A 23,219-nucleotide genomic window follows, 5' to 3' on the forward strand; every position below is an offset into this window, starting at 1 on the left:
AGTCTATATTCTTAGACCTAAAAAGAGGCTATCCGATAGCAAAAAATTCTATAAACAAGGCTTGACTATAAAAAACAACCTCAGCGACACCCGAAGAAAAAGGCATAAAAAAGGGGTTATCCGATTTGGACAACCCCTTTTTACATATGAAGGAGTTTATTAGATTGCTTTCATTTCTGTCAAAACATCGTTTGTTTTGCGAACTGCCGCTGCGCTCTTTTCGAAAAGCTCTTTTTCTTCAGCATTCAATTCAAGTTCAACAATCTTTTCAACGCCATTACGACCGATGATTGCAGGAACACCGATACAGATATCATTCTGACCATATTCGCCTTCCAATGCAACACAAGAAGGAATCATCTTCTTTTGGTTTTTGATGATAGCCTCAGCAACATATGCTCCAGCAGCACCTGGTGCATACCAAGCAGAAGTACCAAGAAGACCTGTCAAAGTAGCTCCACCTACCATTGTAGACTTAACAACTTCGTCAATTTGTTCTGCGCTCAAGAAGTTGCTAACAGGAAGACCTTTGTATGTAGCGAAACGAGCCAAAGGAATCATTGTTGTATCGCCGTGACCACCAATTACCATACCTTCAACTTCATTGGCATTGCAACCGATAGCCTGAGACAAGAAATATTTGAAACGTGAGCTATCCAATGCTCCACCCATACCAATAATTCTGTTCTTTGGCAATCCAAGAGATTTCAAAGAAAGATAAGTCATTGTATCCATTGGGTTTGAAATAACCACGATAATTGCGTCTGGAGAATATTTCAGGATGTTACCAGCTACTGACTTAACGATACCAGCATTAACACCAATAAGCTCTTCACGAGTCATACCTGGCTTACGAGGAATACCTGAAGTAATTACAACAACATCTGAATTGGCTGTTTGAGCATAGTCATTGGTGCATCCAACAATTGTTGTATCGAAACCCAACAATTGAGCAGTTTGCATCATATCCATTGCTTTACCTTCAGAAACACCTTCTTTAACATCAAGCATTACTACTTCGTCAGCCACTTCATTAAAGGCCAAGACATTTGCACATGTAGCTCCTACGTTACCTGCGCCTACTACGGTTACTTTTGACATATTATTATATTTTTTTGAAAAGTTGATAAAATCAATATTTTTCTATTGCGGCACAAATTTACTATCTTATTCTTAATTAAAGAAAAATTTCCAGAATAAAATTAGTTAATAACGCATAAGTATCTGTTAATATAAAAACAATTAATCTTATTGCTATTCAATATTAAAAATACTACTTTTGCAGCGCTTAATAAATAACCACATAGATAGAAAGATATGAATAAGAAAACCACATGGATAGTGGCCGTTATCACTACTATTTTAATTATTGCTATCGCAGGGATTACATACATGTTTCTTCGCTCTGAAAAAGAGAAAAAAGAGCTGGTACAGAATTTTGAGCTAGATAAGAAAGATCTGGAAAATGAATATACCGGATTTGCGAAACAATACGATGAATTAAAATTCATCACATCAAACGATTCTCTATCAACTCTGTTGACTGAGGAACAGGCAAAAGTGCAGCGCCTGCTGGAAGAGCTACGCTCAGTCAAAGCTACAAATGCTTCAGAAATAAGGAGATTAAAGAAAGAACTGGCATTGCTCCGTAAAGTAATGATTGGATACGTAAATCAGATAGATTCACTAAATAAGTTAAACAAGGAGCTTACTACAGAAAATATTGCTGTAAAAGAGAAATATAAGAATGCGACTCAACAAATCAGCAGCTTGTCTGAAGAAAAACAAAATCTTCATAATAAAGTTGCTCTGGCAGCACAGCTTGATGCGACCAATATTTCCTTGTTGGCTAAAAACAAGAAAGGGAAGCAGGCTAAAAAAGTGAAAGATATTACAAAATTACAGATTGGGTTCACTATTGTTAAAAATATCACAGCAGAAACAGGAAACAAGACCATCTATATACGAATTACCAAACCAGATAACGATGTGCTTACCAAAAATGGCGGTGGAACTTTCAGTTACGAGAACAGAGCGTTGACATACTCAATTAAAAAATACATTGAATACACAGGCGAAGAACAAGCCGTAACTGTTTTCTGGGATGTAGAAGAGTTTTTATATGCTGGTAGCTATGGCATTGATATCTTTGCCGATGGCACCCTTATTGGCTCGAAGAAATTTACTCTTGAATAAGTCAAAGGATTCCGTCTACTCATAAAAAAATAAAAAAAGTATTTTTCATTTTGCCGATTCAATGAATCGGCTTACTTTTGTATCGTTGTTTATGCAATTATTGTTTGCCACACTAACTGTCAAATAAATAATTGTGATAATAAGTAACGAACTATATCGTATTATTTTTATATTTACGGGTAAAAGATTGAATCACAATGAAAAGAATACTTAGTTTTATTTTGTTGCTAAGAGTTGTCATCCCCTTAAATGCGCAACAAGTCTTAAGTCTGGATAGTTGTCGTTCACTAGCACTAGCCAATAACAAAGAACTTAAGATTGGGAATGAAAAGATTAAAGCAGCTTATTATGAGAGGAAGGCTGCATTTACGAATTATCTTCCTAATTTATCGGCTACAGGCTCTTATATGCGAAATGAGAAAAACATGTCGTTATTGGGAGAGAATAAATTTCTCCCGATAGGCTCTCTAATGGCTAATGGAACCTTTGGATATACTCCTGGTGCCGGCCAAGTACAGGAAATTAAGCTTCCCAATGGACAATGGGTACCTACGGATGCTAACGGAACACCTTTTGATCCGACTAAGAATCCAGAGAAATTGGTTTGGAAACAATATACAACCATTCCAAAGAGTGAATTCGAATTCGACACAAAAAATGTGTATGCCGGAGCCATCATGCTAACTCAACCTATATATATGGGAGGTAAAATCAGAGCATATAATAAGATAACAAGATATGCTGAAGAACTGGCTAAGTCACAACAAAAAACAGGAATGCAGGAAGTCATTCTAAATACAGACCAAGCTTACTGGCAAGTTGTATCGTTGGTAAACAAGAAAAAACTTGCTGAAGGATATCTTGAACTACTTAAAAAGCTGGAAAGCGATGTAGATAAAATGATTGCTGAAGGTGTAGCAACTAAAGCAGATGGACTTTCTGTAAAGGTTAAGGTGAACGAAGCAGAAATGACACTGACTAAGGTGGAAGACGGCCTAAGTCTTAGCCGGATGCTGCTCTGCCAGATTTGCGGAATTGATTTATCAACACCCATACAATTAGCAGACGAGACTATCACGAACTTACCAGTAAATACTACCACTCCCAGTACAAACATGGAGATGGCATTCAACAATCGCCCGGAATTGAAAAGTCTGGAACTGGCAACCAATATATATAATCAGAAAATAAATGTTACCAAGTCGGAGTTTTTACCATCAATAGCCTTAACAGGAAATTATCTGGTAAGCAATCCTTCTCTTTTCAATGGATTCGAAAACAAGTTCCGTGGACAATGGAGCGTGGGGGTCTTTGTTAAAATACCAATCTGGCATTGGGGTGAAGGCATTTATAAGGTAAAAGCAGCAAAAGCCGAGGCTAAAGTTGCACAGTTCCAACTAGAGGATGCAAAAGAAAAGATTGAACTACAAGTTAACCAGTCTGCCTTCAAAGTGAATGAAGCTGCGAAGAAACTTGCCATGACAGAGAAAAACATGGAAAAAGCAGAAGAGAATCTACGTTATGCCAAACTGGGATTCGAAGAAGGGGTAATTGCTCCGAGTAATGTACTGGAAGCACATACAGCTTGGTTATCGGCTCAATCAGAGAGAATAGATGCACAAATCGATGTTAAACTCACAGAGATTTATTTAAAGAAATCCTTGGGAACATTAAGTAAATGATACAAAAAGAGAAATAATATGGGATCACAAAAATCACAAAACAGCAATATGCTGCTGGCATTCATCACCCTGCTGGGGGTCATTGCAATCGTTGCTATAGTGGGTTTCTTTATGTTGAGGAAAGGACCGGAAATTATTCAAGGGCAAGCTGAGGTTACTGAATACAGGGTATCGAGTAAAGTTCCCGGAAGAATTCTGGAGTTCAGGGTAAAAGAGGGAGATATTGTAAAAGCCGGCGATACATTGGCAATACTTGAAGCTCCTGAGGTAACAGCAAAGATGATGCAGGCACAAGCAGCCGAATCGGCAGCACAGGCACAAAACCAGAAGGCCATTAAGGGAGCTCGTGCAGAGCAGATACAAACAGCCTATGAAATGTGGCAAAAAGCTAAAGCCGGAGTAGAGATATCCGAGAAATCATACAAGAGAGTCAAAAATCTTTTTGAACAAGGTGTAATGTCTGCACAAAAAATGGATGAAGCAACTGCACAACGCGATGCCGCGATTGCAACAGAAAAAGCAGCTTTAGCACAATACACCATGGCAAAAAATGGAGCAGAACGTGAAGATAAGTTAGCTGCTTCAGCAATGGTCGACAGAGCAAAAGGTGCTGTCGCCGAAGTGGAATCATATATAAAAGAGACAGTTCTTATAGCTCAAATGGGGGGAGAAGTAACGGAAATCTTCCCGGAAATAGGCGAACTGGTAGGTACTGGTGCCCCAATCATGAATGTAGCAAAAATGGATGATATGTGGATTACATTCAACGTTCGCGAAGATCTATTGAAAGGGCTGACCGTCGGTAGCGAGTTTACTGCAATTATCCCTGCTATGGATAGCAAAGAAGTTAAACTGAAAGTATACTTCATGAAAGACCTGGGAACATATGCAGCCTGGAAAGCGACCAAAACAACCGGACAATTCGATTTAAAGACATTTGAAGTACGGGCTACTCCTCTCGCCAAGATAGAAAATCTTCGCCCGGGTATGTCTGTGATTCTTAAAAAATAATGATGATGACAGGTAGTCAGAACAAATATATATATCTGTGGCAAGTCATAAAGCGTGAATGCAGTCGACTGGTCTCACGTCCGCTATATCTGTTTTCTATGGTGATAGCTCCGCTGTTCTGCTATATTTTCTTCACCACATTAATGGGAGCGGGACTTCCGACAAACCTACCCATTGGTGCGGTAGATCTTGATAACTCTACAACTTCCCGTTCTATATTAAGAAATCTCGATGCCCTGGAACAGTCGGAAATTGTGAGTAGGTACGAGAGTTTTGACGAAGCTAGAATTGCCATGCAAAAAGGAGAGATCTACGGATTTTTCTACATCCCCGAAAAGATGTCAGCCAAAGCAATCAGTGGTCGCCAGCCTAAAATATCTTTTTATACCAACAACTCTTATCTGATAGCAGGTTCATTGCTGTTTAAAGACATGAAAATGATGTCAGAACTTGCCGGAGGAGCTGTTAGCCGCGCAACGCTATATGCTAAAGGAGCTACTGAAAAACAGGCGATGGCCATTTTGCAACCAATAGTAATAGATACCCATCCACTGAACAACCCATGGTTGAATTATTCGGTTTATTTGTGCAATACGCTTGTTCCTGGAATACTCATGATCATGATTTTCATGACAACAGTCTATTCCATTGGAGTTGAAATTAAAGATCGCACTGCCAGAGAATGGTTAAGGACAGGAAATAACTCTATCTACATTTCATTGGCAGGTAAACTGCTCCCACAAACGTTTGTCTTTTTTATTATGAGCAGTTTCTACAACGCTTACCTGTACGGCTATCTTCATTTCCCTTGCAACAGCGGAATATTGCCAATGATCCTAGCCTCACTGTTATTGGTACTTGCCTCACAAGCCTGCGGGGTTGTAATGATTGGCGTACTCCCTACATTACGTTTGGGACTAAGTTTTGCCTCTCTATGGGGGGTTATTTCATTCTCCATCTCCGGATTCACATTCCCGGTAATGGCCATGCACCCCGTACTGCAAGCATTATCAAATCTGTTTCCGTTAAGGCATTACTTTCTGATTTATGTGGACCAGGCATTAAATGGCTACAGCATGGCATACTCATGGACCAACTACATAGCTTTACTGCTTTTTATTATGTTGCCATTCACAATTGTGCACCGTTTAAAAAGTGCTTTAATCTATTATAAATATGTACCCTAATGAAGGAAGCAACTTTTAAAGATAAAGTATCTCAAGGTTTCCAAGACCTGTTTTACATCTGGAAAAGAGAGTTTAAAACAACATTCAGGGATCAGGGAGTATTAATCTTCTTCATCCTCGTACCATTGATGTATCCTTTAATATATGGTTTTATTTATACCAATGAAGTAGTACGCGAAGTACCTGTGGTAGTTGTTGACAATTCGCATTCTTCCTTAAGCCGTGAATTTCTACGAAAAGTAGATGCCACAGCCGATGTGAAGATAACAACTTATTGCAGCAATATGGAAGAAGCCAAATTGCTGATGAAAGAAAGAGAGGCATACGGGCTAATCTATGTTCCCACTCATTTCAGTGACGATATAGCACTTGGGAAACAGACTCAGGTTAGCATCTACTGCGATATGAGCGGACTGCTATACTATAAAAGTATTTTAATGTCGACCACGGCTGTATCTTTGGATATGAACAAGCAGATAAAAATTTGCCGTGCTGGAAACACAACCAATCGACAGGATGAAATCACAGCTCAGCCAATTGAGTATCAGGATGTGGCTCTATTTAATCCACAAAACGGATTCGCGGCATTTCTTATTCCTGCTGTTCTGATTCTATTGATTCAGCAAACTCTGTTGCTTGGAATCGGACTCTCGGCCGGAACCGCCCGCGAACATAACCGTTTCAGAGACCTGGTTCCTATCAACCGCCATTACAACGGTACCCTGAGAATTGTATTTGGAAAAGGATTGAGCTATTTTATGGTTTATGCCATTGTTTCAGTCTATGTGCTTTGTGTGGTTCCCCGCATATTCAACCTTAATCAGCTAGCGCTTCCACATACATTGATGATGTTCATGCTTCCTTACCTAAGCGCATGCATCTTTTTTGCAATGACCGCATCAATAGCCATTCGAAACAGAGAAACGTGTATGCTGATATTTGTATTCACATCACTGCCCTTGCTGTTTATCTCTGGCATATCCTGGCCGGGAGCTGCTATTCCTGCTTTCTGGAAATACCTGTCATATCTGTTCCCATCCACCTTTGGAATAAACGGATTTGTTAGAATCAATAATATGGGTGCCACTCTAAATGAAGTCGCTGCGGAATATCAAGCTCTTTGGTTGCAGGCAGGATTTTATTTTCTGACTACCTGCCTTGTTTATCGCTGGCAAATCATGAACAGCCGGAAACATGTGGTAGAAAAATACAAAGAGATGAAAGCCAAACTAGAAGCTGCACCTAAAGAAACTAAAGATTAAGAACACTTTGAGGATACTATCAACAATAAAATCCCGGAACCATTTTGTCCCGGGATTTTATTTCATGTAAACATCAGGAGTGTCAGATATAATATTTATATTTGCCGATTATTATTATATTATACCCAATGAAAGAATTTATCCGCATCTTAAAAAGATTTGTTCCGCCTTACAAGAAGTTTTTAATACTTAATATCTTTTTTAATATCCTTTCTGCTATACTCAACATTTTTTCATTTTCGCTTATCATCCCAATCCTGCAAATTCTCTTTAAATTGAGTAATCAGGTTTATAAATTTATTCCCTGGGATTCGAGCATGAGTTTCAAGAATATCGCTATAAACAATTTCTATTATTATGTTTCCGATATGATAAAAGTATATGGAGGAAGCAAAACCCTTCTTATACTTGGACTTTTCCTTGCCTTGATGACCTTCCTTAAAACCGGGGCCTATATTCTCTCATTTGCAACTATCATCCCTATCCGTACAGGGGTTGTAAGAGACATCCGCACCCAGTTTTATAAAAAAATGCTAAGCCTGCCACTGAGCTTCTTTTCTGAAGAACGAAAAGGGGACATTATGGCCCGAATGAGCGGTGACGTGCAGGAAGTTGAAACTTCCATCATGAGTTCACTGGACATGCTGTTCAAAAACCCTATCCTGATCATTATGTATTTCGTTACATTAATCGCAATCAGCTGGGAATTGACTCTGTTTACAATAGCCGTTTTGCCCGGAATGGGCTGGCTGATGGGAACCATCGGGAAAAAGCTGAAAAAGAAATCATTATTGGCGCAAACTCAATGGAGCGATATGATGTCTCAAATGGAAGAGACATTAGGTGGTCTGCGAATCATCAAGGCCTTTAACGCAGAAGCTAAAATGAATAAGCGTTTTACAAGCTGCAATGATGAATACCGCCACACTATCAGTCGGGTAAACACACGCCAGCAGATGTCTGGTCCAATGAGTGAATTCCTGGGTACCACATTGATTGTAATCGTACTTTGGTTTGGGGGAACACTGATTTTGAGAAATAGTTCATCCATAGACGCCCCATCATTCATTTTCTATCTGGTCATGCTTTATAGTATCATTAATCCATTGAAAGAATTCTCAAAAGCAGGCTATTCCATCATAAAGGGACTGGCATCAATGGAACGTATCGATAAAATCCTGCAGGCAGAGAACACAATGAAAATCTCAGAAAATCCTATTCCAATCAAGGATTTAAAAGAGAAAATTGTATTTAAGGATGTCTCATTCAAATATGAAACCACCCCTGTGCTTAAACACATCAACCTTTCTATTCCGAAAGGAAAGACAGTGGCTTTGGTAGGACAGTCAGGATCAGGGAAATCTACATTGGTCGACCTCCTGCCCCGCTTTTACGATGTAACTGAAGGTGAAATCCTGATAGATGGCGTCAATGTGAAAGATGCCACACTTCAAGACTTACGCAGTATCATGGGTAATGTAAATCAGGAGGCGATCCTCTTTAATGACACATTCTATAATAACATTGCCTTCGGTGTGGACAACGCTACCATGGAGCAGGTAATCGAAGCTGCCAAGATAGCCAATGCACACGAATTCATTGTGGCAAGTGAAAAAGGATATGATACAAATATCGGCGACCGTGGAGGTAAACTTTCAGGCGGACAGCGTCAGCGCATCAGTATTGCCCGTGCTATCCTGAAGAATCCTCCAATCCTGATTCTGGACGAAGCGACTTCTGCACTCGATACAGAATCAGAACGTATGGTTCAGGATGCGCTCGATAACCTGATGAAAAACCGCACAACGATTGCTATTGCACACCGGTTATCCACTATTAGGAACGCGGATGAAATCTGCGTACTTCACGAAGGTGAAATTGTGGAACGAGGAAAGCATGAAGAGCTTATTGAACTGGATGGCTATTATAAAAGACTGTGCGACATGCAAGGGTTTTAACATAACAGATACAACCTATACAATCTCTTATGAAACCATTTTGATTTCATAAGAGATTTTTTTATAAAACTACCTCAAGAGTAAAGCATAGTACTTCAATCTATTTGAATAGTTTACAGTCAATTATTACTTTGCTATACGCCCTATTTATCTTTCAACAAAAACATTGTAATTTCATATACTCAACATTCAAGAGAATAGCAATATATTTTTCAGAATTAACATTATTTACATCATAACCAAGACACAATCTACGACATATTCGTATATTTGCGACTTTATCGTAATATATTAATAGTTATATAAAAGTAAACATAGAAAGAAAAGAGATAATGATCCTAGTTTTGAAATATGTATTATATTATATCTAATATTCTGTAGCAAAGTTTTCAAATCTATTTACTCCGTCTTCCTATATTACATCTGTAGTAAAAAATTCAAAAGAAATGGGCCCTGTTTCTAAAAATTAGTTAATAACACATTTGTCACAAAAGATGATTGTTAACATATCGGAATAAAAGAGCCTAATCACAGCTAGGTAGTGATTAATCGTTAGTTTTGAACGTCAAACATGAAAAACATAATTATGAAGAAATCTTTGCTATCACTTACATTTCTATTATTGTGTATCTCATCAATAATAGCACAAACACCAAGCAAGACTACTACCTACACTATTAAAGGTACACTTCTTGACTCATTAACCAAAACAGGTGAACCATTTTCCACAATCCGGATAAGTAAAAAAGGGAGACCAAACAATCCGATAAAAGTACTTGTAACAGATACGAACGGAAAATTCAAGGATAAAATTTCCGGAGAAGGCACTCATATAATTACTTTTGCCTCTGTTGGAAAAGCAAGCGTTTCTAAGGAATTCACTATAAAACCAGGAGAAGAAACTATTGATTTGGGAATAATTTATATAAAAGATGCCGCTCACGAACTTAAAGGTGTCGAAGTTGTTGCTCAAAAACTTCTGGTCAAATCGGAAATCGATAAACTGGCATACAGTGTTGAGGACGACCCAGACTCCAAAACCAATAACGTAATTGAGATGTTACGCAAAGTCCCGATGGTAACGGTTGATGCCGAAGATAAGATTCAGGTAAAAGGAAGCAGTAACTTTAAGATTCATGTAAACGGCAAGCCCAATAACATGATGAGCAACAATCCTACAGAAGTATTGAAAAGCATGCCAGCTAGCTCCATCAAATCAATTGAGGTAATTACCAACCCTGGTGCAAAGTATGACGCCGAAGGGATAACAGGTATTCTTAATATTATTACTGTAGGAAGTATGAAAGGTTATACGGCAACTGTTAATACTGGTGTATCCAGCAATGGATATAATGCAGGCGCTTATGCCACAGTGAAAGCAGGCAAATTTACCACAACCGGAAACTATTACTTCGGACACCACCAATCTCCCGGCGATGCAAAAGGATACAGCGAACGTGAAGATTACACAAATGAAACAAATCGGTTCCTGACAAGTAATTCAAGCAATAAATACAAAGGAAACTACGGCTCCGGAAGCATGGAGGCTAGTTACGAAATAGACACCTTACGGTTGTTAACATTCTCAGGAAGCATCTATAATGGAAATAATTCAAACAATAATGATGCGGAAACGGAGATGAGGACTATCAAGCATGAGCCTGTATACAGTTATAACAACAGCGGTAATTACAAAAACGATTATAAATATATCGATGCCAACATTGACTACCAACGTTCTTTCAAAAAGAAAAAAGAAGAGCTCCTGACCTTTTCTTACAGATTGAGCACTTCTCCTAGGTCAAGTGACAACTATACATATTATACGAACATCAACAATTACCCGTTCCCTCTTAAGAATACTTATACCACAGACGACCCCACAACGTACGAACATACATTCCAGGGAGACTACACCAACCCTATCGCAAAGAACCAAACCATTGAGATGGGAGCAAAATACATTATTAGAGATAGTAAGAGTAATAGCAAATATTATACTGCCGATCCAGGTGAATCTACTTACGAAGAAGATAAGAGTCATAGCAGCAAATACGATCAACTGCAGGACATACTGGCTGCTTACGCCGGATACAATCTTAAATGGAAAAAATTTGGGTTCAAAACCGGTTTACGCTATGAATATACATTTATGGATGTTAAATACCACAATGGAGAAGGGGATGATTTCAGCGCTCATTTCAGCGATTTAGTCCCATCGGCAAATCTTTCGTATAAACTAAGCGAATCACAGACTTTGAAAGCATCTTATAACATGCGTATCAGCCGTCCCGGAATCTGGTACCTGAATCCTTTTGTGAATGATACTGACCCTACTAATATCCGTTATGGTAATCCGGATCTTAAAAGTGAGAAGAGTCATTCGTTCGATTTGAACTACGGTCGTTTTTCTCAGAAATTCAACCTCAATCTTTCATTAAGCCACACCTTTGTAAACAACAGCATTGAGCAATATTCGTTCATGAAAGATGGTGTTCAAAATAACACATTCGAAAACATTGGGAAATGGGCCACTACCAGTTTATCATCTTATATCAACTGGAATTTTACTCCTAAAACCCGTTTATATATGAACGGTTCAGTCTCTTACCAGAAGTTTAACAGCGAAAAGATGGATGTTTCTAAGGATGGTTTCAACTTTTATGTGGGAGGCGGACTTCAGCAATCACTACCCTGGGATATGCGTATCAGTCTGAATGGCGGAGGAAGTGGTTCTCGTGTCAGTCTTCAGGGCAAAGGGTCCGGGTACAATTATTACAGCATGAATCTGAATAAGACATTCCTGAATAAGAGACTTACAATTTCTACGTACGCCACCAACCCGTTCAGCAAATACCGCAAATACAACTCAACCACAGAGACTCTTCAGTTCCGTTCTTTTTATGAGTACCAGTATCCAAGCAGAAGTTTCGGACTCAATATCAGCTATCGCATTGGAAAACTTGAAGCCAGTGTAAAGAAAGCAGCACGTACAATTCAGAACAACGATGTGAAAAGCGGGGGAGGCAGCGGAGGAGAAGGGAAATAACTCCTGCAGGATGTAGAATGAATTTCAAAAACGATATCTGAAATCCGTTATTTCTATTTATTAGTGCCCGGTAATTTTTCAATCATGAAATTTACCGGGCACTAATTGTTTTTGTCCAACTAATAGCATACAGCCGATTATTGGGGGGGGCTGTCATTGTTCTTCTACTCTTTCCAAATTCCATTTTTAAAGAGCTGAAACCACTTTTCAATATCATCGTCACTGCGTAAAGCCAACTTCAAGAAGACCTCTCTGGCAAATTCAATCGGAGCAACTCCGCAGGCAGTAATAATATTTTGGTCGGTAACAGCAAGCTGGTTCACATAGTTTGCTTCTCCAGTATATTTAGGTGCAACCCATTTAAGATACCCCAAATCATTGCTTGTATGTTTAAGGTTGTCCAATAATCCATGTTTGCCAAGATATGCAGTTGCAGCACAGATGGCCGCTATTGTTTTTCCTTTTGAAATCAGTTCTTTTACCAATTGGTCTATCTCGCTATTTTCGTCCGATTCCCAAGCCGTACCGCCGGGAAGAATCAACATATCAACTTCATCTGCATTTACCATACCAAAAGAGATGCTGGGTACTACCTGCATGCCCCCCATTGAGCAAACACTGTCCCCATCTTTTGAGAAGTAAACCAAATCGAAACCTTCGCATTTATTTATCTCAGGAGTGAGATATGCAATTTCCCAATCAGAGAAGCCATTGAAAAGAAATACGAATATCTTTTTATTCATGATTATGACTTTATAAATTCTCCATCTATCCAATAAGTGGCACTAATTGGTGTAAATTTCAAGACGCAATATTCAGGGTCTTCAACTCCACCGGGAAAGTGCTCAGACATCCACTCACTCCAAAGCGAACGTTTTATTGCTTCATCGGTTACAATCACCACTTCACCTGTATATACAATGCTGTTGCCACCCTCTACAATCGATAGCCCAGCCTTCGGGTTAGCTCTGAAATGTGCCGTTTTCTCCGAACTTGTACCCGTAGCAACATATATTGCACCGAACTCCGCTTTTAGTTTCACCATTGGTACAGGACGCGGATACCCTTTTTCATTGATTGAGGCAAGTGTAATGATTTGCACATTGTCAATCATTTGTGCTGCTTTTTCTTGAATTGTCATAGCATTAAATTTTATATGCAAATATATAGTTTTTCAAATCATTAGTACACAATAAAAACACTTATCATAACCTTTTAATCGGCTGATAATCTGGATTTAACTTTTTATGCGAAACATTCTCGCGAAAAAGGATAAAAGCCTCCTGAAAGTAGTCTGACCGTAAACACCCTATAAGTTGAATTCAAAAAAGTAACACAAGTCACGCAAGTCACGCAGGAACGGCATTATAACCCTTACAATCAAAGCGTTAACAGGTGCGTGACTTTTGAAAAACCACGACATTGCTTACGCAGAAGTCACGCACTTGACAAACAATTGAATCCTCATAAGTAAGCTAAATACAAAAGCAACTAATTATTACTGAGTATATTAAATGGTTGTTTCCCAATATTTTTTATCACAGAAACTCAACAGTCGACAAACGTCCGGCAGCAAAGGCGAGACCACCAACTCCGGTGGGCGATAATTAGGAATTAATGCAATTATGATATTTTTTTCACAGGCCAATAAAATCTCTGTACATCCGGGTGGAGGAGGTACGTATACCCGGGTGTACCCCCTACCTCCATCCGGGTGTACAGGCAGCCTTGATCGGGGTGTACAGAACATTTCTATTGCATATTCTTTTTTTCTGATGTTGACCACTGTTCTACTGTCCTCGTTTTCTATTTTTATAGCCAAAATCTTCTTTCTTTCAGAAGGAATGCCCTAACTTGTTTTGTTCAGGATCCGATTATTCTTATTCGTATAACAGCCTGCACCAGAATTTGGGAGGGGAAAACTCAAAAGCCCGTCAAAGGGGTGCGTGACTTTATGCAAAAAGCGCGTGACTTTTTTGAAAAGTCACGCGCTTTTATTTCGCTGATTATAAATATATTAAGCACATTTTGCGCGATTTGCGTGACTTGTGCTACTTTATTTTTTTATTTATATGGAGAAGCGAGAAAACCGAGAGGATTCATAAGTAGGCTTACTTATGAAGCTCCACAATTTTGGTTGGAGCAAGCTCTTCATTCCTCTTATTAACCTGTTGTACCATATTCTCCGCCAGCTCCAGAAAAGCCTTTCCGGTGATGGAATCTTCATTCAGAGCCACTGGCACTCCGCTGTCTCCTCCTTCACAAATGCTTTGAACGATTGGAATCTGACCAAGTAAAGGGACATTTACCTCTTCAGAGAGTTTTTTACATCCCTCTTTACCGAACAGATAATATTTATTCTCCGGTAGTTCGGCTGGAGTAAACCAAGCCATATTCTCCACTAATCCCAGGATAGGAACATTCACCTTGTCATTAGTAAACATATTGATTCCTTTGCGGGCATCGGCCAATGCTACAGCCTGCGGAGTACTTACCACAATTGCACCGGTAAGAGCAACCGACTGAACAATAGTCAGGTGAATATCGCTGGTACCTGGAGGCAGGTCAATGAGGAAATAATCCAGTTCTCCCCAGTTGGCATCAGCAATCAGCTGCTTCAAGGCGTTGCTGGCCATACCACCCCGCCACACGGTTGCCTGGTCGGGATCAACAAAGAAACCGATGGATAAAAGTTTAACACCATATTTTTCAATCGGAATAATCAGGTCTCTTCCTTCTATTTTCTCCAGATATGGACGTGCATCCTCTACCTGAAACATTTTTGGCATGGAAGGTCCAAAGATATCGGCATCGAGCAAGCCTACCTTGTAGCCCAGCTTTGCCAAAGAAACGGCAAGATTGGCGGAAACGGTCGACTTACCTACCCCTCCCTTACCGGAAGATACAGCAATGATGTTCTTAACCTGAGGTAGGAGTTTACCTACTTCGGGACGAGGAGCCTGTTTGGCTTTCACATCGATATTTCCTACAATCTCCACATCTTTGCTTACATAAGTAAGGATGGCAGCCTCAGCCGATTTAACCAGTGATTTAATAAACGGGTCGGTCGGCTTTTCAAAAATCAAAGAGAAGGAAACTTTCATTCCTTCAATCCGGATATTATCATCCACCATACCGGCAGAAACAATATCCTTTCCCGTACCGGGATAACGCACCTTGCTAAGTGCGTCGAGTATAAGTTTTGGATAAAGTGTCATTTTATTCTTCTTCAAAAGTTAAAGTTGTTTTTTTACCACTCCGCTTGCTGCGGTTGTAACTACGATAGGTATCAAGTTCAATTTCCTGTTCCGGCTCTTTCAGAGCACCATCCTGAGGAAGTGTAAACTTGAGGTACTTAATATTCAGTCCTCTCTCCAGCCATTGCTGCTCATAATAGGTCTGAATATTCAGAATTTCATCCACCAGCCCTGAATGATAAAGATCCTCGGTTGCAAATAGAACCGGAAACTTGTTTTCCTCTACCATATAGGTAGTATAGGTGTACATAAAATTGCTATCGGTCTTCAGATGAATAATTCCATCGGGTACCAGGAATTTACGATAGCGTTCCATGAAATAAGTGGAAGTAAGCCGCTTGGTAGCTTTCTTCATCTGCGGATCAGAGAAAGTAAGCCATATTTCACTTACTTCATTCTTATCAAAAAAGCGGTCTATAATTTCAATATTCGTACGAAGAAACGCCACATTTTTAAGTCCCTCATTCAATGATTCAGTAGCTCCGCTCCACATACGAGAGCCTTTAATATCCACTGCTATGAAGTTCTTATCCGGGAACATACGTCCCAGCCCCACAGTATATTCTCCACGTCCGCATCCCAGTTCAATAACAATAGGGTTGTCATTCTTAAAGAACTCTTTTCCCCATTTCCCTTTCATTTCAAAAGGAACATTATCCATTACTGAATATGGATATTCGAATACGTGCGGATAGCTCTGCATATCTGCAAATTTCTGTAATTTATTTTTTCCCATTCAATCTTTATTTTATCTCTTCTACCCAACCTGTGTAACTGTAAAATACACGGGTACTGAATTCCTGATGAAAGCGTGCATAATTGTCTATTCCGGTACAATGGCAGATTCCCAATCTTCTGGGCAGCTTTCTTCCCAGGTAGGTGCTTATCACATTAAATTTATCTTCACCGGCGTTGTTGATATGAAAACCTCCCATCACCAAATTAAAAGTACGATCAGGAAAAGCTTCCTGAGCACTTCGAAGGATATTTGTAATTCCCCGGTGCGAGCATGAACTCAACACCGAAAGCGATTTCGCGTCCGGTATCACTAAAGCCAGTTCGTCTTCAAATGTATCGGGTACGATATTCTCATTGACCACGGTAAAGAAGTGCTCAAAATGAGTGTCTGTCTTATCTGTTATTTTAATCTGAGGAAGCACATACATCCCCGGTATAATCTCTGTTATGGTATCTACCAACCAAAGGCGGTTCTCATCTATTTTTCCGGCATATTGGAAGCCATTTTCCCGCACATCCTTGTATTTTTTCTGAAAAACCTCTTTTTTACAAACCACTTTCGCCTTAGGGTTCAGTTCCAGAAACTGCCTGATTCCTCCCGAATGGTCGCTATGCCCATGAGATAATACCAGATAATCCACCTTACTCAGATCAATCCCAAGAAAACGGGCATTCCGGATAAACAAGTCTGTTGATCCAGTATCAAAAAGAACTTTCTTTTCTCCGCTTTCAATTAACAGAGAAAGTCCGTGTTCTGCCTGTAATTCCCGGTAATAAACAACATTGTCTACGAGCGTAGTGATTTTATAACCCATATTTACGATTTATAATTATCTATTTATATTTCATTATACTAAAGAAGAGAGGGATATATTACCTTATAGCTAAAAACCATTCAAGATAACATATCCCTTTATTCTTTTCAATGAAAAACCTTTAATCTCTTTCCGGTTTTTGTGATTACCTTTTCTGAAAATTATTCCACAATTGTAATCCAGCCGTATGTATCAGGCTCATCTCCATACTGAATTGCACGAAGTTTGTTGTATAACTTAGTACAAACAGGACCTGGTTTGCCATCTTTTGAAATTACATATGATTTGTCGTTTTCCACGTCATCAATGCGTTCAATTGGACTGATTACAGCTGCAGTTCCACAAGCACCTGCTTCTTCGAATGTAGATAATTCTTCTTCAGGAACCGGGCGACGTTCAACTTTCAGGCCCATACTTTCTGCCAGCACCATGAGACTTTTATTGGTGATGGATGGAAGAACTGAAGATGACAATGGAGTGACATATGTATTGTTCTTGACACCAAAGAAATTGGCAGCTCCACATTCGTCAATGTACTTTTTCTCTTTTGCATCAAGATAAAACTCGGAAGAGTAACCCATATCATGAGCTTTTTTGTTGGCTCTCAAACTGGCCGCATAATTTCCACCAATCTTGAAAATTCCCGTTCCAAGGGGAGCAGCACGATCGAATTCACGGAAAATTACATAAGGATTACATGAGAATCCGCCTTTAAAATATGGACCAACCGGAGTTACGAAGATAATAAAGGTATATTCTGACGCAGGATGTACCCCCACCTGAGCGCTTGTTCCTATCAAAAGCGGACGGATATAAAGTGATGCACCGCTTTCATAAGGTGGAACGAATCGTTCGTTAAGTTTTACCACTTTCAGAACTGCCTCTTTGTACATCTCTACTGGAAGTTTTTCCATTAGAATTCCATCGCAGGACGCTTGCAGACGTTTCGCATTTTCTTCCAGACGGAAAATACGTATTTTACCATCTTTTCCTCTAAAGGCTTTCATTCCTTCAAAGGCTTCCTGCCCATAATGTAAACATGTAGCAGCCATATGCAGATTAATGTATTCGCTACTACTGATTTCAAGTTCTCCCCACTTGCCGTCACGGAAATTGTACCGTACGTTATAATCTGTTTTTATGTAACCAAAAGACAGATTAGCCCAATCTATTTGTTCCATTATGTTTATTGTTTTAGTAAGTTCGTTATTGAGTAGCAAAAATAACTTTTTAATTTCATATTTCCACTTAATAGTCTAAGAAAATTACAAAACCCGGCCTCTCAGGCTTGCAGTAATATAAATCAGTCAGATTCCTCCTCCATTATTCGCTTTATTTCCTGATCTGTTTTGTAAAGTTTATCTTTGCAAAAGCTAACCAGTTTCTGTGCTTCTTTAAGCTTCTCACTCAACCGGTCGATGTCAAGTTCATCTTTTTCCACCGCAGAAACGATATCTTCCAGTTTTTTCATTGCTTCTGCATAGGATTGTTTTTTCTCTGCCATATCTGTTTCTATTTGGTTATTTAACTTCACTAATCACCTCTCCTTTTGCAAGACGAGTGGTAATTGTATCACCCAGCCTCAACTGTGCACTATCCGTCACGACTTTTCCATCTTTAAGGGTCAGACTGAATCCACGTTTAAGCACCCTTTCAGGAGATGCATCACTCACCTTCTGCTCAAGTAACAGCAGCCTGTGCTGTTTCCGGGTAAGAATCTGGATAATTCCGTTATATATTTGTTGCATCTTCTGCTTTATCTGATACTCTTCCCGAAGTATACGGTTTTCCACAACCAATGGCAACCGACTGGTGAGATCAGTTAGCCGGCGTCGTTCCTGCTCCATTCTACCGGTCAGGGAAGAAGTCAGGGTGCCAGCCATCTCTTCAAGCAATACAGCAGCCTGATGCATGTGAGTTATCAGAAACTGCGCTGCCGCCGTCGGGGTTTTTACCCGAGTATGTGCAACAGAATCAATCACCGTATCGTCTCTTTCGTGTCCTATTCCAGTAATAACAGGCAAAGGAAACTGGGCACAATTGGCTGCCAACAGGTAAGTATCAAAGCCGGAAAGGTCGGATGTGGCTCCCCCGCCCCGGATAATCACCACAGCATCGAAATCGTCTCGCCTGCTGTTCACGGCATTCAGGGCAGAGATTACCGATTCCTCAACCTGATTTCCCTGCATTAGAGCCGGGAAAAGATGTGGGTAAAAGACAAATCCATAAGGGTTTTCCAGTAGCTGGTTACAGAAATCACCATATCCGGCAGCCGTTGAAGAAGATATCACGGCAATTCTTTGAGTAAGCATTGGCATCTCGAGTTCCTTGTTGAGTGTAAGCACCCCTTCCTCTTCCAGTTGCTTCAGAATTTCCCGTCTCTTCCGGGCCATATCTCCCAGCGTGTAAGTGGGGTCGATATCGGTTACAGTAAGACTGTAGCCATAAAGTTCGTGAAACTCAACAGACACCTGTACCAAAACCTTAATGCCCGAAACGAATGCCTGACCGGTGCTTTCCTCAAAATAGGGTTTCAACAGTCGGAAAACATTGGCCCAGATTGTTCCTCTTGCTTTAGCAATGAGATTATTGCCCCGTGCATCTTTCTGCACAAACTCCAGGTAACAATGACCCGAAGAATTAGAACGCACATCGCTCAACTCGGCCTGAATCCAATAAGTATCGGGCAAAGCTTCATTTAATGCCTGTCTTACCAAAGCATTTAGTTCGTAAAGAGTGAGCGGAGCTCTTTCCATATCAAGGAGTTTTATTGATTGGCTACTTCAGGATGAACAGTTCGGTATGCTTTATATACATCAGGTATTCCATATCCGTACACATTATTGGGTGTAGCAGAATTATCGCACGAATGACGGACCAGTTCAATCAACTGCTTCGCAGTCAGTTCAGGACAAGATTGCCATAAGCAGGTGAGCAAGCCACAGAAGGTGGGAGCCGAGAAAGAGGTTCCATTGGCATTCCCTATCTCTCCATTTGTTCTAAGTAAAGACGTTTTTTGACCAATAGCCGAAACATCAGGTTTCACACGGTTATCGGTAGTATTACCAACCGAAGAGAAAGGAGCCAACAGTAACTCTGAGTCAATTGCCCCTACGGTAATTACATTAAATGCATCGGCCGGAGGAGTAATTTTCTTCCAAGAATTACGTCCTTCGTTACCGGCACTGCACACCACAACCATTCCTTTATCGGCAGCCATACCAGCCGAACGTGAAATCATTGCCTTACGTCCATCCAAGTCCTGATAATTATAGTTTTTTGAAGTATCATCAAACTTCTGGTAACCAAGAGAGGTGTTTACAACATCAACTCCCACACTGTCGGCAAATTCAACAGCAGCTGCCCAGTAATCCTGTTCAACCAGGCTCTCTGAATCGATATCTTCTGAGCGTAATAGCCAGTAAGAGGCCTCGGGAGCAGTTCCTACAATAGAGAAAGGAGCATTGGATGCCATGCAGGAAAGCACCATCATTCCATGACTATTCTCCTCGTAAATGTCCGAATTGGGTTGTACAAAATCACGTGTGCCCAACAATTTTATAGATTTCAGTGCAGCTAGTTTATTGGCATTCTTATAACCACCGTCTATGATTGCAACCGTCATCCCTTCGCCACGGAATCCTGCCTGATGCAGTTTCTGTCCGTTATGAATCTCTATCTGCCGAAACGCTTTTCCATAGAAGTTTTCTGTTCTTTCCATTTTGTTCGTCACCGAATCCTTGCGTGCGGCATCCGAAGACATTGCTCGTTCTTCTCCTCTCCATACAAGCTCCACCCCTGAGACAAATGGAAGTTTTATTAGTTTCTTAACCAGCATGGAATCGGCACAACTAACAGTCACGGTGTTGTTCCACTTGCTTGTCACCAAGACCTGAGCCCCGGTAGAACGAATAGCCTTGATGTATTGGCCACATACGGGAATATCGGTAGAGTCGACCGCCAGCTTTTGTTTTGCACGGCGTTCCAATGACTTCTCTGAAAGAAACTTCTCGGGTTTGTTAAGTGAATACTCCGTACATTTCTTGTCAGCCAGAGTGATGCGGAACTTATAGCTTACTTTTGAGCTAGCGATAGTCGAAAGCAAAAGAGCCATCGCTATCAGACTTATTTTTTTCATTTTTCAAGTATATTTAATTACATATTGGTCGTCTATGCAAAGATAGTGTTTGGATAGATGATAAAGAACAGTTATCACCAATAATTTAGAAAAGAATAACCATCAATTGATAAAAGCTTGTACAAAAGATTGCATTCTTTTGTACAAAAGAATAATTTGTTCTGTACAGAAGAATGCAATCTTCTGTACAAGGAAATAAAAAAAGAGCCCGAAGCTCTTTTTTTCTATGACTATAACTTATTATTCTTTAGTGATAAGTACCGTAGCGTAGGCTGATATTCCTTCTTCCCTACCTGTAAAACCAAGCTTCTCGGTGGTGGTAGCCTTAATAGAAATATCTTCCTCGTCTACCTTCATTACTTCCGCCATCGCTTTTTTCATGGCCGGGATATGAGGATTCAGCTTGGGACGTTCGGCACATACGGTGATATCCATATTCCCCAACTCGTACCCTTTGGAACGTACTAGCTCTATTGTACGCGAAAGCAGAATTTTACTGTCAATATTCTTGTATTCTCCGGCAGTATCGGGAAAATGAAAGCCAATATCCCGCATGTTTGCAGCTCCCAGTAAAGCATCGCACACTGCGTGTAACAGGACATCCGCATCAGAATGTCCCTGCAATCCTTTTTCATGTTCGAGCTTTACGCCCCCAAGCCATAATTCACGACCAGAAACCAATGCATGCACATCAAACCCAAAACCGACTCTTACTTTCATTTCTTGCCAAAAATATCTTTAATACCATCTAAATCAAATGAGAGGGAGAAGCGAAGCGTCTGGTCGAGCGGATTGCTTTGTGCTGTTGAAATAAGGTATGCTGCATCAAGAGAGAATACATTCATCTTGAAACCAGCTCCTACAGAGAAATATTTTCGATTGCCCTTATTCGCATTCTCATAGTGGTAACCACCACGAACGGAGAATTGCTGGTGATAAGTATATTCTGCCCCAACAGACCACTGAACCTCCTGGAGCTCTTCCTTGAAGCCACCCGGGGCATCGCTGAACGACTTAAAGATTCCGGAAATGGGCGACAGGTCTTTATAATCTCTCTGGAGACGGTCTTCATAATCAGTAGCACTTTCATTTGCTCCCTGTATCGGACGTGTGGGAACCAGCAATTTGTTCGCATCTGCACTAATGGCAAAGGTGTTATACTCATCCATCGGGACCAATAAAGAGGCACCCAGACGAAGGTTCGTAGGAATAAATTCGCTGCTGTTGCCACTATCATACGAAATTTTGCTACCGATATTGGAGATGTTCATACCCCAGGCAAAGTTACATTCACGTTGTCCAAGGATTACATATCGATTGTAATACATAGCCACATCAGCTGCAAAAGCCGATCCCGGAGTTACATCCTCTTCCTGTTTGTAAGCCAGGTCAGAATAAATGAAACGGAGAGCTACTGCCGCAGAAAAATGTTCTGAAAGCATACGTGAATAGCCTACATCAAAAGACATTTCGTAAGGGTTAATGGAATACCCCCCATTACCGCTTCCATCTTGTCCCACGGTAACTTCACCCAACGAAAAATATCTCAGTGAAGTACTCAGGGCCTGGTATTCACCAATACGATAGTATCCTGCCAGATATGCAAGATCGATGTCGTTAACAAGTTTACGCAACCACGGAGTGTACGAAAGCGAAACTCCGGCACGGCTGATGGTAAACGGATACTTTGCCGGATTCCAGTATTGTGAGTTCACATCCGGATCGGTGGCAACACCAACATCTCCCATACCACCACCTCTTGAATCGGGTGCAATGGAAAGAGAAGTCACACCGGTATTAACCGGGTTGAACTGGTTCTTTGTTTCTTGTGCAATCAAGCGCACATTTACCAGAAGCAAAGCTGCAAATAGGATATATACTTTCGATTTTCTCATATATAATATATTCTGTTCTTATAAAACTTTT

General features: G+C 40.3%; 19 protein-coding genes. 7 read left to right on the plus strand and 12 right to left on the minus strand.

The genetic code is table 11. The features are described 5' to 3' along the window. Window positions 1-159 precede the first annotated feature (159 nt). Window positions 160-1,101 (minus strand): malate dehydrogenase, encoded by a 942-nt coding sequence (mdh, locus tag ABWU87_RS09940; RefSeq protein WP_353330348.1) that lies wholly within the window; start codon window positions 1,099-1,101, stop codon window positions 160-162. Window positions 1,102-1,317: 216 nt separating this feature from the next. Here mdh and ABWU87_RS09945 point away from each other — a divergent pair, with 216 nt between their 5' ends. From ABWU87_RS09945 to ABWU87_RS09975, 7 genes are all read left to right on the plus strand, one after another. Further along, window positions 1,318-2,196, plus strand: a complete 879-nt coding sequence (locus ABWU87_RS09945) for a hypothetical protein (protein WP_353330350.1) — start codon at window positions 1,318-1,320, stop codon at window positions 2,194-2,196. A 197-nt stretch (window positions 2,197-2,393) separates the two neighbouring features. Continuing rightward, a complete protein-coding gene (locus tag ABWU87_RS09950) occupies window positions 2,394-3,878 on the plus strand; it encodes a TolC family protein (protein WP_353330352.1) in 1,485 nt (494 codons plus the stop codon). Window positions 3,879-3,896: 18 nt separating this feature from the next. Next, window positions 3,897-4,889, plus strand: a complete 993-nt coding sequence (locus ABWU87_RS09955) for an HlyD family secretion protein (protein ID WP_353330354.1) — start codon at window positions 3,897-3,899, stop codon at window positions 4,887-4,889. Between the two features lie 5 nt (window positions 4,890-4,894). Further along, window positions 4,895-6,076, plus strand: a complete 1,182-nt coding sequence (locus ABWU87_RS09960; RefSeq protein WP_353334450.1) for an ABC transporter permease — start codon at window positions 4,895-4,897, stop codon at window positions 6,074-6,076. Continuing rightward, entirely contained in the window at window positions 6,076-7,338 is a 1,263-nt protein-coding gene (locus tag ABWU87_RS09965) for an ABC transporter permease (protein ID WP_353330356.1), read from the plus strand. Before ABWU87_RS09960 ends, ABWU87_RS09965 begins: the two co-directional genes overlap by 1 nt. A 128-nt stretch (window positions 7,339-7,466) precedes the next feature. Then, window positions 7,467-9,296, plus strand: a complete 1,830-nt coding sequence (locus tag ABWU87_RS09970; protein WP_353330358.1) for an ABC transporter ATP-binding protein — start codon at window positions 7,467-7,469, stop codon at window positions 9,294-9,296. A 586-nt stretch (window positions 9,297-9,882) separates the two neighbouring features. Further along, complete coding sequence (locus tag ABWU87_RS09975) at window positions 9,883-12,345, plus strand: outer membrane beta-barrel family protein (protein WP_353330360.1); 2,463 nt, start codon at window positions 9,883-9,885, stop codon at window positions 12,343-12,345. 164 nt (window positions 12,346-12,509) lie between these two features. Here ABWU87_RS09975 and ABWU87_RS09980 read toward each other — a convergent pair whose 3' ends face one another. The 11 genes from ABWU87_RS09980 to porV form a co-directional block, all read right to left on the minus strand. Next, on the minus strand, window positions 12,510-13,088 hold the full coding sequence (locus ABWU87_RS09980; RefSeq protein ID WP_353330362.1) for a DJ-1/PfpI family protein: 579 nt from the start codon (window positions 13,086-13,088) through the stop codon (window positions 12,510-12,512). A gap of 2 nt (window positions 13,089-13,090) precedes the next feature. Continuing rightward, window positions 13,091-13,486, minus strand: coding sequence for a pyridoxamine 5'-phosphate oxidase family protein (locus ABWU87_RS09985; RefSeq protein WP_353330364.1), 396 nt, complete (start codon window positions 13,484-13,486; stop codon window positions 13,091-13,093). A 970-nt stretch (window positions 13,487-14,456) separates the two neighbouring features. Then, complete coding sequence (locus tag ABWU87_RS09990; RefSeq protein WP_353334451.1) at window positions 14,457-15,563, minus strand: Mrp/NBP35 family ATP-binding protein; 1,107 nt, start codon at window positions 15,561-15,563, stop codon at window positions 14,457-14,459. Between the two features lies 1 nt (window position 15,564). After that, window positions 15,565-16,338: a tRNA (guanosine(46)-N7)-methyltransferase TrmB gene (gene trmB / locus ABWU87_RS09995; RefSeq protein WP_353330366.1), complete on the minus strand. Its 774-nt coding sequence runs from the start codon at window positions 16,336-16,338 to the stop codon at window positions 15,565-15,567. A 7-nt stretch (window positions 16,339-16,345) separates the two neighbouring features. Beyond that, window positions 16,346-17,155 (minus strand): MBL fold metallo-hydrolase, encoded by an 810-nt coding sequence (locus tag ABWU87_RS10000; RefSeq protein WP_353330368.1) that lies wholly within the window; start codon window positions 17,153-17,155, stop codon window positions 16,346-16,348. Window positions 17,156-17,316: 161 nt separating this feature from the next. After that, the gene (locus tag ABWU87_RS10005) at window positions 17,317-18,339 is read right to left on the minus strand and encodes a branched-chain amino acid aminotransferase (RefSeq protein ID WP_353334452.1); all 1,023 of its coding nucleotides are present in this window, start codon (window positions 18,337-18,339) and stop codon (window positions 17,317-17,319) included. A gap of 119 nt (window positions 18,340-18,458) precedes the next feature. Beyond that, entirely contained in the window at window positions 18,459-18,659 is a 201-nt protein-coding gene (gene xseB, locus ABWU87_RS10010) for an exodeoxyribonuclease VII small subunit (RefSeq protein WP_353330370.1), read from the minus strand. A 16-nt stretch (window positions 18,660-18,675) separates the two neighbouring features. Further along, on the minus strand, window positions 18,676-19,911 hold the full coding sequence (xseA, locus tag ABWU87_RS10015) for an exodeoxyribonuclease VII large subunit (protein ID WP_353330372.1): 1,236 nt from the start codon (window positions 19,909-19,911) through the stop codon (window positions 18,676-18,678). 11 nt (window positions 19,912-19,922) lie between these two features. Further along, on the minus strand, window positions 19,923-21,293 hold the full coding sequence (locus ABWU87_RS10020) for a S8 family peptidase (protein ID WP_353330374.1): 1,371 nt from the start codon (window positions 21,291-21,293) through the stop codon (window positions 19,923-19,925). A gap of 240 nt (window positions 21,294-21,533) precedes the next feature. Further along, complete coding sequence (gene ispF / locus ABWU87_RS10025; RefSeq protein ID WP_353330376.1) at window positions 21,534-22,013, minus strand: 2-C-methyl-D-erythritol 2,4-cyclodiphosphate synthase; 480 nt, start codon at window positions 22,011-22,013, stop codon at window positions 21,534-21,536. After that, entirely contained in the window at window positions 22,010-23,188 is a 1,179-nt protein-coding gene (porV, locus tag ABWU87_RS10030; RefSeq protein ID WP_353330378.1) for a type IX secretion system outer membrane channel protein PorV, read from the minus strand. The genes ispF and porV overlap by 4 nt, the downstream gene beginning before the upstream one ends. Window positions 23,189-23,219 lie beyond the last annotated feature (31 nt).

The sequence above is a fragment of the Bacteroides sedimenti genome, assembly GCF_040365225.1.
Lineage (GTDB): Bacteria > Bacteroidota > Bacteroidia > Bacteroidales > Bacteroidaceae > Bacteroides > Bacteroides sedimenti.